The organism is Pseudomonadota bacterium (assembly GCA_034660915.1).
In the GTDB taxonomy this organism is placed as follows: Bacteria; Desulfobacterota; Anaeroferrophillalia; order Anaeroferrophillales; family Anaeroferrophillaceae; genus DQWO01.
Window position 1 is genome coordinate 1 of sequence record JAYEKE010000104.1, and the last position, 13617, is coordinate 13617.

General features: G+C 46.8%; 14 protein-coding genes. 6 read left to right on the forward strand and 8 right to left on the reverse strand.

Annotated elements, in window-relative coordinates; translation table 11 throughout:
• The 6 genes from U9P07_06465 to obgE form a co-directional block, all read left to right on the forward strand.
• A partial coding sequence (locus tag U9P07_06465; GenBank protein ID MEA2109046.1) for a hypothetical protein occupies nt 1–195 on the forward strand: 195 nt, incomplete at its 5' end.
• Nucleotides 196–636: 441 nt separating this feature from the next.
• Nucleotides 637–1287 carry a fructose-6-phosphate aldolase gene (gene fsa / locus U9P07_06470; protein MEA2109047.1) on the forward strand — a complete coding sequence of 217 codons (651 nt, stop codon included), beginning with the start codon at nt 637–639 and terminating at the stop codon, nt 1285–1287.
• 36 nt (nt 1288–1323) lie between these two features.
• Nucleotides 1324–2040 (forward strand): tol-pal system protein YbgF, encoded by a 717-nt coding sequence (gene ybgF / locus U9P07_06475; protein ID MEA2109048.1) that lies wholly within the window; start codon nt 1324–1326, stop codon nt 2038–2040.
• A 326-nt stretch (nt 2041–2366) separates the two neighbouring features.
• Nucleotides 2367–2678 carry a 50S ribosomal protein L21 gene (rplU, locus tag U9P07_06480; protein MEA2109049.1) on the forward strand — a complete coding sequence of 104 codons (312 nt, stop codon included), beginning with the start codon at nt 2367–2369 and terminating at the stop codon, nt 2676–2678.
• 111 nt (nt 2679–2789) lie between these two features.
• Nucleotides 2790–3056, forward strand: coding sequence for a 50S ribosomal protein L27 (gene rpmA / locus U9P07_06485; GenBank protein ID MEA2109050.1), 267 nt, complete (start codon nt 2790–2792; stop codon nt 3054–3056).
• A gap of 72 nt (nt 3057–3128) precedes the next feature.
• Nucleotides 3129–4163: a GTPase ObgE gene (gene obgE / locus U9P07_06490; GenBank protein ID MEA2109051.1), complete on the forward strand. Its 1035-nt coding sequence runs from the start codon at nt 3129–3131 to the stop codon at nt 4161–4163.
• Nucleotides 4164–4251: 88 nt separating this feature from the next.
• Here the strand turns inward: obgE and U9P07_06495 are convergent, their stop codons facing one another.
• The 8 genes from U9P07_06495 to def all read right to left on the reverse strand — a co-directional run bounded on the left by U9P07_06495 (nt 4252) and on the right by def (nt 13217).
• Nucleotides 4252–4416, reverse strand: a complete 165-nt coding sequence (locus U9P07_06495) for a hypothetical protein (GenBank protein MEA2109052.1) — start codon at nt 4414–4416, stop codon at nt 4252–4254.
• Nucleotides 4417–4476: 60 nt separating this feature from the next.
• The gene (locus U9P07_06500) at nt 4477–5478 is read right to left on the reverse strand and encodes a peptidylprolyl isomerase (protein ID MEA2109053.1); all 1002 of its coding nucleotides are present in this window, start codon (nt 5476–5478) and stop codon (nt 4477–4479) included.
• A complete protein-coding gene (locus tag U9P07_06505; GenBank protein MEA2109054.1) occupies nt 5468–6313 on the reverse strand; it encodes a peptidyl-prolyl cis-trans isomerase in 846 nt (281 codons plus the stop codon). Before U9P07_06505 ends, U9P07_06500 begins: the two co-directional genes overlap by 11 nt.
• A gap of 46 nt (nt 6314–6359) precedes the next feature.
• The gene (locus U9P07_06510; GenBank protein MEA2109055.1) at nt 6360–7235 is read right to left on the reverse strand and encodes a peptidylprolyl isomerase; all 876 of its coding nucleotides are present in this window, start codon (nt 7233–7235) and stop codon (nt 6360–6362) included.
• Between the two features lie 157 nt (nt 7236–7392).
• On the reverse strand, nt 7393–10893 hold the full coding sequence (gene mfd / locus U9P07_06515; protein ID MEA2109056.1) for a transcription-repair coupling factor: 3501 nt from the start codon (nt 10891–10893) through the stop codon (nt 7393–7395).
• Nucleotides 10894–10990: 97 nt separating this feature from the next.
• Nucleotides 10991–11758 carry a DUF116 domain-containing protein gene (locus U9P07_06520; protein ID MEA2109057.1) on the reverse strand — a complete coding sequence of 256 codons (768 nt, stop codon included), beginning with the start codon at nt 11756–11758 and terminating at the stop codon, nt 10991–10993.
• A complete protein-coding gene (gene fmt, locus U9P07_06525) occupies nt 11755–12714 on the reverse strand; it encodes a methionyl-tRNA formyltransferase (protein MEA2109058.1) in 960 nt (319 codons plus the stop codon). Before fmt ends, U9P07_06520 begins: the two co-directional genes overlap by 4 nt.
• Nucleotides 12711–13217, reverse strand: a complete 507-nt coding sequence (def, locus tag U9P07_06530) for a peptide deformylase (GenBank protein ID MEA2109059.1) — start codon at nt 13215–13217, stop codon at nt 12711–12713. Before def ends, fmt begins: the two co-directional genes overlap by 4 nt.
• Nucleotides 13218–13617 lie beyond the last annotated feature (400 nt).

Here is a 13617-nt window from a genome sequence, read left to right on the forward strand (position 1 = left end):
CAACATGATCTGATTATTCCCCATCCGGCCATTGCCAAGAGGGGTTTTGTCCTTTACCCTCTTTGCGAGATTGCGCCGCATTTTATCCATCCGGAAAAAGAATGTGATATTGCCATGTTGCTGGAAAAATACCGGGAAAATGGTGGTGAGAAGGAATATCCGGTTGCCGAAATCATTTTAGGGGATATTCAGTAGTTTTTATCCGGAAATAAAAAAATGCGGATGAGTTCTTGGCAATCAAATTACAATTGGTGGGATAAAATCTAACACTTAAGTTAAGCAATTAGTTCTTAGCATTTAGCTGAGTAAAATTAAGATTTTAGGTTAATAATACAGTAAATATTCGGCTACGTTTTCAGAAAAGACAAAAATACTCTCACAGAGGCACAAAGTCACAGAGGCACAAAGTCACAGAGAACCCCAGTCATTTGCCCTCTGTGACTCCGTGTCTCTGTGAGAAATAATAAAAATTTGTCAATCTATAGATAAAGTCGAAGATTTACATAATACACAGTGACCAACAGGTAAATGTATATAGTGAAATCCCTTTAATCATTGAACTAATAGCTAACGGCTAAAAGCTAATCGCTCAATTTAGTTAACACTTAAAGAAAAATGGTATTCGGGAGGAAAGTGATGGAATTTTTTATTGATACGGCAAACCTTGAGGAAATCAGACGGGCCAGTGAGTATGGATTGGTTGACGGAGTGACCACCAATCCCAGTCTGGTGGCTAAGGAAGGTCGTGACTTCGTTGAAATGATTATGGAAATAAGCCGTTTAGTCCCCGGTCCCATAAGCGCGGAAGTCATATCTCTTGAAGCTGAAGGGATGATTGAAGAAGCCGTAAAACTGGCCGGCCTGGGCGACAATATCGTCATTAAAATACCAATGACTGTAGAAGGGCTAAAGGCGGTGAAGGTTCTTGCTGATAAGGGAATAAAGACCAATGTGACCTTGATTTTTTCACCCTTGCAGGCCCTGCTGGCGGCTAAAGCCGGAGCCTCATATGTCAGTCCATTTGTCGGACGGTTGGATGATATCGCCACTGATGGAATGGATCTGGTTCAAAGAATTGCCCTGATATTTGATAATTATGGCTACCAAACCAAAATTATCGTTGCCAGTATCCGTCACCCAATGCATGTCCTGGCAGCAGCTGAAATGGGGGCTGATGTGGCAACTATTCCGTTTAAAGTCATGATGCAGCTGGCTAAACATCCGCTTACTGATATTGGCATTGAGCGATTCATGGCTGATTGGCAGCAGTCACAAAAATCCAAGTGATGGGGATGAATCTTTTCCATAGGATGAGAGGGTGAAATGATGCAGCGTCTTTTCGTAATCTTGGTGTGTGGCTGTCTGTGCTTCTGCGCCTCTTGTAAAATGCCTTTGGATGAACGTCCCGAGGTAGAAAAATTGCGAAACAAAGTCTCCACCTTGGAACAGCAGGTGCAGGATCAGGAGGTAAAGCAGAAGGGACTGGAAATCCAATTGCAGGATTTGCAGTTGAAAGTTGATGGCATTCGTGACCTGGCGTTAAAGAACAGTCAGCATCTGGTTCGATCAGCTGTCGAAGCAGCTGAAAAAAAACAAAAAGTAAAATCTTCTACTGTGACTCCGGCCAAAAAAGCAGTGGTTGGCGGCAAGTCAAAGACAGTGTCTGCGGATAAGGCAATGATGACCTATCAGCAGGCTTTTGGCTATTATAAAAATGGCAATTTTGAAAAATCCATTGATCTGTTTCATGCTTTTATCCGGGCTTATCCGAAGCATGAGATGGTTAGTAATGCCCGCTACTGGTTGGGAGAAGACTACTATTCACTGTCGGAATTTGCCCAGGCCATTACTGAATTCAAACGCGTTCTGGCGGATTATCCCAAAAGCAAGAAAGTGCCCGGCAGCCTGCTGAAAGTCGGCATGTCATATCAGGCCATTGGTTTTGATGGAAAAGCTAAGGGATTTTATCAAAAGTTGGTTGAACAGTTTCCAGACAGTAATAGCGCGGCGATTGCCAAAGATAAACTTAAAGAATTATAGATTGATTATGTTGTTGCGGTTTAAAAAGTTGCTGGTGAAGATGTTGATTATTCACAAATCTTGCCACGGTAAGCAGGTAGAAAACTGCTTGACATCCGTGAAGGAATAACTTATAAACGACATCCTCTGTTGACTTATGGCTGTCTTGAAAAATTAGAATTTTTGTTTGAGTACAAGGCAGGCAAAAATTATAACCGCAGGAATATATTTAATATTTTGAGGATTATAATTTGAGCCTAACGCAGTAATCGGGCAAAAAGGCCATTTTTCAAGGAAGCCTTGGATGTATATAGTATATCATTGATTATATAAGGAGAGCGATTTTCATGTATGCCGTGGTTAAAACTGGCGGGAAGCAATATCGGGTAACCCCCGGACAGGTTGTCCAGATAGAAAAACTCGATGGCGATGCCGGCGATGCAGTGGAATTTTCTGAGGTTCTTGCCATCGTCAAGGAAGATGAACTGGTGGTTGGTAATCCTTGTATTGAGAATGCCAAGGTTGCCGGTGAGATAGTGACGCAGAAGCGAGATAAAAAAATCTTGGTGTTTAAATCTAAAAGACGTAAAGGTTACAGGAAGATGCGTGGGCATCGACAGTTTGTAACCGAGGTTAAAATCGGAGAGATTACGGCGTAGAGATGTTTATTTGGCAACTGCTGTTTGCTGACGAAGGTATTCAGCATCAGCAGTTATAATTGTAATCTGAATCGCAAGATCTCTTTTTTAAGAAATAGGGGAGAGATAAAAATGGCTCATAAAAAAGGTGGTGGCAGCACCAGCAATGGTCGTGACAGCGTCAGTAAACGGTTGGGCGTCAAGCGCTTTTCCGGACAGGAAGTTCCGGCGGGCTGTATTCTGGTGCGGCAGCGTGGTACCAGGATTCATGCCGGTAATAATGTTGGCCGCGGTAAGGATGATACCCTGTTTGCCTTGACTGAAGGGGTGGTCAAGTATGAGCGCCTGGATAAGAAGAGGAAAAAAGTCAGTGTTTATTCAGCGGCGGTTCCAGCCTAGATTTATTGCTTTTTGCAGTAGTATAAATAAGGTGAGCCCCTTTGTGGGGCTCATTTTTTTTGGGGTAAGATTATGAGATTTATCGACGAGGCAACGATTGAGGTTCATGCCGGTGATGGCGGCAACGGTTGTGTCAGTTTCCGGCGGGAGAAATTTGTCCCCAAAGGCGGTCCTGATGGCGGTAATGGTGGTAAGGGTGGAGATGTTCTGCTGACTGGAGATTCTCAGAAAAATACTCTGCTTGATCTGGTCCATCAGCGGACTTTCCGGGTGAAAAAAGGCGGCAATGGCGCTGGAAAAGGCAAAGATGGTGCTGCGTCTCCAGCCCTGGAAATTGCCGTTCCCCTGGGAACGGAAGTCTGGGAACTGACCGATGACAATGAACGGCTGTTTGTCGGCGAAGTCCTGACTGATGGGCAGGAATTGCTGCTGGCGAGCGGTGGGCGGGGTGGGAAAGGTAATACCCATTTTGCTTCTTCCACCATGCGTGTTCCCCGTTTTGCCCAGCCGGGTGAGGATGGGGAGATGAAAAAACTGCGCTTGGTTTTGAAGGTTATTGCCCAGGTTGGCTTGGTGGGGCTGCCCAATGCCGGAAAGTCTACGCTTATTTCAGTCCTTTCGGCAGCCCGGCCAAAGGTTGCCGGTTATCCCTTTACTACCTTGAAACCAAATCTGGGAATTATGGCCGGCGGTGATTATGAGCGTCTGATCATCGCTGATATCCCCGGGTTGATTGAGAATGCTCATCAGGGTAGTGGCCTGGGGATCAGGTTCCTTAAGCATGTGGAACGAACAGAGGTTATCGTCCTGCTGGTATCGGTGAAAAACCGTGCTGATGAAACATTGCTGTTCCATGATTACCGGACAGTAATGGGGGAGTTGAATGCCTATAATTCCCAGTTAACAAAGCGGGTTAAACTGGTTCTCCTGTCGCAGACAGATACCCTGCCGGCTCAGCGGGTCAAAGAATTATTGGCAGCTCTATCTCCAAAGATAGCAGAACAGGGGAAACGGCTGTTGATGGCTGTATCCTCGACCTCAGGGGCAGGAATCGGGGAGTTGAAGGGGACTTTGGAGAAGTTGGTCAATAGTGCTGAAAATGACTGATTAATGATCTTTGTATGAAGGTCTAGTAAAAAAAACAATCCCGGTTGAACATGATATTATTGTTACAAAAGGTTACCAGATAGCAGTGTTAATTTTTACTCAACTTTCTGACTTGTTTGCCAGAGATATTGTAGCAGGATGTTCGGGCTTGGCTCATAGCGGTATTGGCCGCCGAACGAATCACACGATGTGATTCGCGGCGGACGCCTCGGAAGCTGGCCATGGACGGCCAGCGAGAATGAGCGAGAGCCATGCCGGAACAGCCGGGGATATTACGTTAGTGCACCGTATAAATCCAGCTGTTTATGGCAACTCAGAAAGTTGAGTTTTTATATTTAACCGAAAATTCCTGGCGTAACTTTACCCGCATCTGCTCCAGTTCATGCTTGACTTTGTCAGTAAAAAGCACATTCTTGATTTTGCTTTCAACTTCAGGCGACAATGATTCCAGGGTTCGGCTGCCCTGCGGGTCAATGCGCCTGAGCACCATGATTAAATGGTTGCCTAGCCTGGTTTGAATAATATCGCTCATCTGATTAACCGGCAGCTTGCCGAAAGCGACAGCTTCGATTTCCGGCAGTAGTTGCCCCTTGTTGAAATTTCCCAGTTTGCCGCCGCTGTCGGCGGCCGGACCGATGGAAAATTCCCGGGCCAGAGGGGCGAAAGATTCTCCTTTTTTCAGGCGTTTTTTTATTTCCGCGACCGTTTTCTTCAGTTTGTCTTTTTCAGTCTCGGTCTTGGCCAGGGGGAGCAGTATCTGGGACAGGGTAACCTGCGCCTCGTGCTCCGGAAACAAATTGTTCTTTTTCGCATAACTAAGTATTTCTTTGTCGGCCAGAATAATATGGGGTTTAATTTCCTGGTTGATAAGCTTGGTGCGCAAAAGATCCCTGATCAGCTTGCTCCGGTAGCTTTTCAATGACATTCCCTGTTGTTTCAAGGCTCTCTTCAGTTGTTCATCGTTCATCTTGTTTTGTTCCATGACCCGCTTGATGGTCAGGTCAATTTCTTTATCAGTTACATCGATGCCTTTTTTCTGGGCCAGCTGGACTAAAAGAATATCATCAACCAGTTTGTGCAGCTGCTTTTGTTTCGCCTGTTCCCGGCCTTCACGGGAGAGTTGGGAAAATTTCCGTGGTCCGTATTCCAGGTTAACCGCCTGGATGACGTCCATGGTGGTAATAATCTGGCTGCCTACCTCAGCCAGCAGTTGATTGACCACTTTTGCCTGGCTTGTCTGGATGGAGTTGCTGCAGGTACATACCGCCAGAATAAATATTATCCTGAAGTAATAGTATGCAGGTTTATTTTTCATTGATTGCCTCTAATTGGGATGCCTTAATGCTAACCTGATATCGTACCCGGGCTTCAGTCAGCCAGCGGCTGAAATGATTTCTAAGCTTCAGGGCATAAAACTCATCCTTGACCTTATTTTCCACTTCTGAAAAAGATAAAAATCCTGCTGGCAGAATCTGTTCCAGTCGCAGCAGGTGGTAGCCGTAAGGGCTATGTATGACCGGGCTTACCTGTGCCGGTTTCAATCGGGGAATAATTTTGTCGATTTCGGCTATAAAGTCCTTGAGTCTCATGGGCTGTAGATGCCCTCCACTAGAAGCTTCTTCACCTATTGAGTATTTTCTGGCTGCTTCTTCCATGCTTAACTGATGCTTTTCAATCTTTTCTTTGAGCTCCCAGGCAAGATGTTCGTCCGCAACCAGAATCTGGGTTGTCTCATATTGTTTGTGCACCAGATAGTCTTTCTTATGCTTCCGGTAGTATTCCAAGGCTTCCTGTCTGGATGGATAGCTTACTGTACGACCCAGGTCGATCATCGTTTTGCGGATAAGCTGTTCCAGGTTGTCTTCCTTGACCGCCAGCCCCCTTTTTCGTCCTTCCATCGCAACCAGGGTCTCATCGATAATCTGGTCAAGAAAAAAGTGCTTGAGTTCAGCCGGGGTAACGGTTTCCTGTGGAGCGGCATGGGAGAAAACAGCCTTGTATTTCTGGATTCTCGCTTCCAGCTGTTTTTTGGTTATCTGTTGCTTGCCGATGGTGGCTACAACTTCTTGACCCCGATTTTCACAGGCTGAACAAAAAAACATGCTCAGAAGCAGGAGAAGAAAGCACGAATGATAAAGAGGAAACCGCATAACTTGTACCGTACAACACAAAGCAGATGGAGTTTTTATGAAGCCATCATTTTTTGCTGTCAAGTAAATCCGGATATGTTGTTACTTTTATCTGTTTTTTGAGCTCAGTAATATAAGTATTGAAATACTGGTTTTTCCGTTCTGCCCGGATCTTATCACCCAGCTTAGTTTTGACTTCATCAAATGTCTGTTGCCGTCCTTCCTTAATTTCATCAACAACAATAATATGGTAGCCGAACTGGGTTTTGACCACCGGACTTATTTCTTTCGGTTTAAGGGAAAAGGCTACATCAGAAAATTCCTTGACCATCCGATCCCTGGTGAAGAATCCCAAATCACCACCCTTGGCCTTGCTTGGGCAGGTTGAAAATTCATTGGCCAAAGTCGCGAAATCTTCACCTTTCAGTAATTTCCGGTGTACTTCTTCAGCCTGCTTTTGCTCTTTAACCAGGATGTGGCGGGCTTTGACCTGCCGTGGCTGCTGGAATTCCTTGAGGTTCTTATCGTAATAGGTTTTCAGCTCAGCGTCGCTGACATCTTTGATTTTACGATTAACTTCCTGATCAAGTATGGCCGCAACCACCAGTTTTTTCCTGAAAGCATCAACCTGTTTTTTGACCATTGGATTTTCCGGCATTTTCTGGCGGACTCCTTCCTGATAGATAATATTGCGGGTTACCAGGGTATCAAGAAATTCCTTCTGGATAGCCGGATCTGCTGTCATTTGCCGGTATTTGGGTGGCAGGCTGTTTAATTCCTGTTTAAAATCAGCCATGGTTATTTTTTCACTGCCGATGGTGGCCAGGATCGTGCCGGCATCGTCTGCGGCCCAGAGGAAAGATGGAATGATGAAAAGCATGATGGCTAATAAAATCAGAGCTAATATGTTTTTTCCTGGATGTTTAGTACTTCGAGTCTGCATTAGATATACTCCTTTTTTTGCGGTGTACGGTTTACGGTATAAAAACAGCATATACCTTTTTAACCCTTATCTGAAATATCTCCTCCCCGAGGGGAAACCAGATGCTGCTGTTTTGCAGTTGTTATCCGTGGAGAAATGAAAAAGGGAGGCTATCAGGTTAAAAGATTTTTTGCAATAGATTTTGAGTCCAGGGGAACAGGTCGCCGGGATCAACTGATTGACGGAAAATAAGGCCGTTATTGGGAGTGAGCTGATAGTTTTCCGGTTCTGTCTGGATCAATGACATAACTTTCTCAATATTTGGTTCGGACTCAGGGCTGAAATGAATTGCAACCCGGTTTTTTGCTACTTCAAAAAAATGGATATGATATCCCATCAGGAGAAGCTTTAATTTTCTGAGGTTGAATAGCTCCTGTGTTTCTTCGGGCAGGGAGCCAAAACGGTCCATCAGTTCATCTTCCAGTTCATACAGTGACTGGTAATCAGTACAGGTGGAAACTCGCTTATAAGTTTGCAGCCTTAGTGAAATATCGGTGATGTAGTTTGTCGGAATGTAAGCTGGTATATTGATTTTCAGCTCAGGCTCAACCTGCTTTTTGATCGGCTCATCCCGGCGCTCCGCCACGGCTTCGGAAAGTAAATCCTGATACAGTTCGTAACCGATGGCGCTGATGTGCCCCGATTGACTTTTTCCCAGCAGATTACCTGCTCCTCTTATTTCCAGATCCTGCATGGCAACGCGAAAGCCGGCTCCCAGGTCACTGGCTTCGGCAAGGGCTCGCAATCGTCGGCGGGCATCGTTGGGCAACTGATCGAGATTTGGCACCAGCAGATAAGTGTAGGCCTTTTTTTGAGATCGTCCAACTCGGCCACGAAGCTGATAGAGTTGAGCCAGGCCAAACTTATGGGCTTTATTGATAATCATGGTATTGGCGTTGGGGATGTCGAGTCCGGATTCAATAATGGTGGTACATAGGAGCAGGTCAAATTCATGGGCAGCAAAAGCCATCATCACTTTTTCCAGCGCGGCGGCTTTCATTTGTCCATGAGCGATTTCAAGTTTTATCTCGGGAAGCAGTTGCCGAAGGTGGGCGGCCATGGCCTCAATGGTTTTGACCGCATTATGAACGAAAAAGATCTGCCCTCCCCGACCGATTTCCTTGGCTACCGCCTCTTTAATGATTTCCTCATCATAGGCTGCTATATAAGTTCTCACTGCCAGTCGGTCACGAGGTGCGGTAGTGATGGCACTCATGGTTCTCATACCGGACAATGACATCTGTAAGGTTCTTGGTATGGGAGTGGCGCTCATGGCCAGGACATCAATGTGCTGTTTGAGGGAGGTGATTTTTTCTTTATGGCGGACGCCGAATTTGTGTTCTTCATCCAGAACTAATAGCCCCAGATCTTTGAAGATGATGTCAGGCTGTAAGAGGCGATGGGTGCCGATGATGACATCGACGGTTCCCCGGTGAAGCCTTGCAATGATTTCACGTTGTTCGTGAGGAGTTTTGAATCGGCTTAACATTTCTACCACGATAGGGTAGCGGGCGAATCGCTGGCAGAAAGTGTTATAGTGTTGCTGGGCCAGAATGGTGGTGGGGACCAGGATAGCTGCCTGCTTGCCGCTGGTGACGGCCATGAAAACCGCCCGAATAGCCACCTCGGTTTTGCCGTAACCTACATCACCACAAATCAGGCGATCCATGGGTCGATCAGCCTGCATGTCATGGATAACATCATCAATGGCCTGCCCCTGATCTAAGGTTTCCTCATAGGCGAAACTTGCTTCAAATTCCTCGAAAATGGAATCCGGGTTTGGATAAGCATAGCCGGATTCAACTTGACGGCTGGCATAAAGATCAATTAACTCCACCAGGAAATCATCAATGGCTTTCCTGGCCTTGACTTTTACCCGGTCCCACTGGCTGCTTCCCAGTTTAGTAAGCTTTGGTGGTTGTTCACTGCTGCCGTGGTAGGCATGAATCAGGTTGAAACGATCAACCGGGACATAGATCAGATCCCCGCCCTGGTATTCCAGAATCAGATAATCATTAGTGATCCCCTCTACCTCCAGGGTTTGCAAGCCTTTGTAGATGCCGATGCCATGATCAAAATGAGTAATATAACTGCCGGGTTTCAGGGTGGTAAAATCATCAAAGAAAACCTTTTGTCCAGGTGCCGGTCGGGCTTTGGTCCGGACAACCTTTTTGTTCCCGAAAATATCCGTTTCAGTGAGAATGATGATTTGTTCATCGAAGAGCCTGGTCCCCTGGCTCAAGGGCACCTGCAGGAGATGGATACCTCCAGCTTCGGGCATCTGTTTGAAAATGGTCAGAGGACAAGTTCCGGTGCTGAAAGGGAGATGGTATTCAGTAAACAGGTTCTTGATTCTTTCGATGCCGGACAGGCTTTTGCCACAGTAAACAATCTGTTGTTTTTGTTTGAGCCAGCCGCGAATAATTCCTGCCGCCGGAGCGAATAGGCCTTCCTGTTGTTGCGTTACCACCCTTAAGATTGCGTCTCGCAGATCACGGTTTGACTGGCTGTCGCAATCCAGGGTTTTTCCGTTTTTCAGCTCATCCTGGATGTCCTGGTGGACTACAAGCTGTCCTCTGGTGGGGAAAATTTCTTCCAGGCCGGCGATATCTTTAAGGTATTGTGCCGGCGGAAAGGCGAATTTATGCCGCTCTCTGGTTTTGTTATAGGCATCAACCAGGAGGCTGTGCAGGGTGGAGATTTTTTCGTCCAGTTGCGGCGGATTGATAAAAACAGGAGTTGCATCCGGCAGATAACTTTCAAGGTCATGCCAGCCGGGATGGATTGCCGGCAGCAGGCTGTCGATGCCGGGAAAACTGGGGTTTTGATCCAGCTTCTTATAGATGGTTGTTATGTCAATCCGCGGATCATTAAGGGAAATGAATTGTTCTTTCAGCCGCTCCTTTATCAGTTGACGTTTTACCGGCAACAAAATTTCATGGGCCGGGGCAATGGTCAGTGATTCCAGCTCTTCCGACCGGCTTTTTTGGGATGCTGGATCAAATGGCCTGATTGACTCAATTTCATCACCAAAGAAATCCAGCCGTAAGGGAAGGTCGGAAAGTGGCGAAAAAATGTCAACTATACTTCCCCGGATACTGAAATCACCTGGTTCGTCTACCGTGGGAACTCGGATATAGCCAAGATCATGGAGTCTTTCAGCCAATTGCTCACGATTAATGGCATCCCCCCAGTTGAGAGAGAAAAAACCTCCATAAAATGAGGTTGGATCAATCATGCGATCGATCAGGGCGGTAATTGAGGTGAAGAAAATGTAGTGCTTTTCCTGCCTGACCCGGTGGAGTGCCTTGATGCGATCCTGCTCGACACTGATCAGCGGCAGTACCTGCTGATATGGCAGTCGTTGCAGTGGCGGAAAATTTATAATTGCGGGTTGCGATGATCCGGAACCCATGATCTTCTGGTAGCCGACAACATCCCGGCTGAGCTCAAGGCTATGCTGGTATTCTTCGGTGATAATTACCAGGGGCTTGTCAGCCTGATCAGCCAGTAAAGCAAAAAATAGCGCTGGAGCAGACCCTCTCAGACCGGATATATCAATACGCTGTCGGGAATCTAGCTGCTTGGTTACGGTAGTCAGTTGAGGGGAAAATGGCATGGAAATATTTATGCGGTATAAGGTGTAAGGTTTACGGTATAAAGTTTCTTGTACCGTACAACACGAAGAAGATGGAACTTTTCGCAGCCATCATGTTTTATTGATGACTGAAAGTCAGGATTGCTTCTTCGACTCGTTTTATATCTACTCTGGTATTCCAGCAGGGGCCATTGGGGCGTTGATTAAGAATGCCATAGACCGGCAAAGGGTAGGTGTCATGGATGCCGCTGGTCAAATCCCGCTCGCAGGCTACAGCAATGATCAGCCTCGGGCGATAATCCTTCACAATCTTTCGGGCCAGAGTACCGCCGGTAGCCACCGCAATCCTGGTTCCATATTTGTGGGCTAATTCCAGCAGATCCTTAATATTGCATAAACCGCATTGTTTGCAGTTTTCAATATTATTGGTTATTTTCTGCTGGCAATCAGCCAGCTGCAGGCAGTGTGGCAGCAGCAGCAGAATTTTTTCCGGCGGCAGGTGAAGATGTCGGGACAGGATGAGCTGGTTGTTGATCTCAATGAAAGACCTTTTAATATTTTCCCGGGAAACGCCGAATAAACGGCCGATGATAATCATCATCGGCAGAAAAACCTTGACCATCAGGCCTCTGAGCTTACGCCCGAAAGGTAACTCCCGGCCCAACGCTACCGTCATAACCAGAATGAGCATAATGGTGCTGATGACTATAAAAGCAATACCAACCAGTACCTGGGCCATGAGTGGCAGGATTGGATGGAGTTGCCGGAGCCCAACCGTTCCAACCCAGCCGAGGATATTGACCGCCACCAGCACTATGACGAAGGTCAGGATCAGCAGTCCGAGAAAAAGACGTTTTTTAGAGGGAAATTCCGGTTCAGAAGTCATGTTGATGAAACTTTTTCCTGGGAGTTGAATTGCTCGCCGGTGGTTAAGTGATGGCCACGGAGAAAATCACTGCTGTCTTGGGGTTGCCGTCCTTCCGGCTGAACTTTGGTAATTTGAATAAACCCACGGCCACAGGCGGCATAAAGCTGTTCATCACTTACTTGGGTAGTCCCCGGCGCTGGAGCTTTATCCATTTCTATCGGGATGATGGTTGCTGCCAGAATTTTCAGCCGTTTCCCCCGCCAGAAGGTAAAGGTGCCAGGCCAGGGATTTAAAGCCCGTATTTGCCGCTCAAGTTCGTGGGCATCCTGCTTCCAGTCCAACAGGCCATCTTTTTTATGCAGTTTCGGGGCGTAAGATGCTTGATCGTTGTCCTGGGGCACGGGTTTGATCAAACCCGCCTGCCATTTTTCCAGGGTTTCCCAGACCAGTTCGGCTCCCAGGTTTTGCAGCCTTTCCGTCAGTTGTGTACTGGTCTCGGATGCTTTTATTTTAGTCTTTCTCTGGAGCAGAATATCACCGCAGTCGATTTTGTCAGCCAGCAGTTGGGTCGTAACGCCGGTAATTGAATCTCCCTTCAGCAGACTCCAGACAATGGGTGCCGGACCCCGGTAATCCGGGAGCAGTGAAGGATGTAAATTGATAGCTTCCCGGCGGGGAAGGGTGATCAGGGAGTGAGGAATTAACTGACCGTAATCAATGACCACCAGAAAATCGGCAGCAAATTTCGAAGATATTTCCATATCTTCGCGGCTTCCAACTTTTTCCGGGGTGATGACGGATAATCCCAGTTCCAATGCCCGCTGTTTGATCGGGGTGGGGTGGTATTGGCGACCGCGACCACGACGGCGGTCCGGTTGACTGATAACCAGCAGATTTTCTGCCGGCAGCCTAGCCGCCATGATCTCCAGGGAAGGGATTGCAAAAGAGCCGGAAGCAGCCATAATAACCTTCATGACTGCTTTAGCTTCCCTTTTTTCAGTTTACGTAGAAATATATCCCGCTTCAAAGAACTTATGCGATCAATGAAGAGAATGCCATTCAAGTGATCAATCTCATGCTGCAGGACGATGGCGAGAACTCCATCGGCAGTAAATTCAATTTCTTTTTCATCCAGGGTTACCCCCCTGACCAGGATTTCAGCCTGGCGGGGAACTTCGGCGGTAAACTCAGGAACACTGAGGCAGCCTTCATCAATGGCATTATGTCCTTCGCCACTGACGACGACCGGGTTGATCAGGGTGATGAGCTCACCATCTCCTTCTTTCCTCATATCCGCGACAATAAGTCTTTGAGAAACGCCAATCTGGGGAGCGGCCAGGCCGATGCCGGAAGCGGTGTACATGGTCTCCACCATGTCGGCCGCTAATTTATGGACCTGTCCATCAATGTTGGCAATTTCATCAGCTTTCCGGGCCAGAACCTGTTTGGGGTAGACGCAAATTTTATGGAATGACATTTTTACCAGACAACCTCAGCATGTTTCCGGCCAGAACCGGTTCAATTTCTGATTTCACGCTGATTATAGTAAGCGGAGGCCTTAAATGTCAATGGTATTTTGCCCATTGGTCCTTGACATGATGTCTATATTTTTTGTATTTACCCCATGCAGAGATATTAATCAGCCTTACCATTGACATATTTTCAAGAATGATTATCTTGTTGATGTTTTCCGGTTCGCAGGTGATTTTACCTGTTAACGGTTTTTGTAACTATTCAGCACATCTTTATGAAGTGCACTGCTGTGAGCAAAACCGGGACTGTCCCCGAGCCTTTTGGTTTAAAAGGGGACTGTCCCAGGCTTTTGCGGCGCATGCCGACATTGTTTCATAGTCCGTAAACATCTGGGACAGCCCCCG

What these genes read in the sequence shown, in the direction of transcription:
- fsa (MEA2109047.1), top strand. Translation starts at nt 637, where the DNA reads ATGGAATTTTTTATTGATACGGCAAACCTTGAGGAAATCAGACGGGCC.
- ybgF (MEA2109048.1), top strand. Translation starts at nt 1,324, where the DNA reads ATGATGCAGCGTCTTTTCGTAATCTTGGTGTGTGGCTGTCTGTGCTTC.
- rplU (MEA2109049.1), top strand. Translation starts at nt 2,367, where the DNA reads ATGTATGCCGTGGTTAAAACTGGCGGGAAGCAATATCGGGTAACCCCC.
- rpmA (MEA2109050.1), top strand. Translation starts at nt 2,790, where the DNA reads ATGGCTCATAAAAAAGGTGGTGGCAGCACCAGCAATGGTCGTGACAGC.
- obgE (MEA2109051.1), top strand. Translation starts at nt 3,129, where the DNA reads ATGAGATTTATCGACGAGGCAACGATTGAGGTTCATGCCGGTGATGGC.
- U9P07_06495 (MEA2109052.1), bottom strand. Translation starts at nt 4,416, where the DNA reads ATGGCTCTCGCTCATTCTCGCTGGCCGTCCATGGCCAGCTTCCGAGGC.
- U9P07_06500 (MEA2109053.1), bottom strand. Translation starts at nt 5,478, where the DNA reads ATGAAAAATAAACCTGCATACTATTACTTCAGGATAATATTTATTCTG.
- U9P07_06505 (MEA2109054.1), bottom strand. Translation starts at nt 6,313, where the DNA reads ATGCGGTTTCCTCTTTATCATTCGTGCTTTCTTCTCCTGCTTCTGAGC.
- U9P07_06510 (MEA2109055.1), bottom strand. Translation starts at nt 7,235, where the DNA reads ATGCAGACTCGAAGTACTAAACATCCAGGAAAAAACATATTAGCTCTG.
- mfd (MEA2109056.1), bottom strand. Translation starts at nt 10,893, where the DNA reads ATGCCATTTTCCCCTCAACTGACTACCGTAACCAAGCAGCTAGATTCC.
- U9P07_06520 (MEA2109057.1), bottom strand. Translation starts at nt 11,758, where the DNA reads ATGACTTCTGAACCGGAATTTCCCTCTAAAAAACGTCTTTTTCTCGGA.
- fmt (MEA2109058.1), bottom strand. Translation starts at nt 12,714, where the DNA reads ATGAAGGTTATTATGGCTGCTTCCGGCTCTTTTGCAATCCCTTCCCTG.
- def (MEA2109059.1), bottom strand. Translation starts at nt 13,217, where the DNA reads ATGTCATTCCATAAAATTTGCGTCTACCCCAAACAGGTTCTGGCCCGG.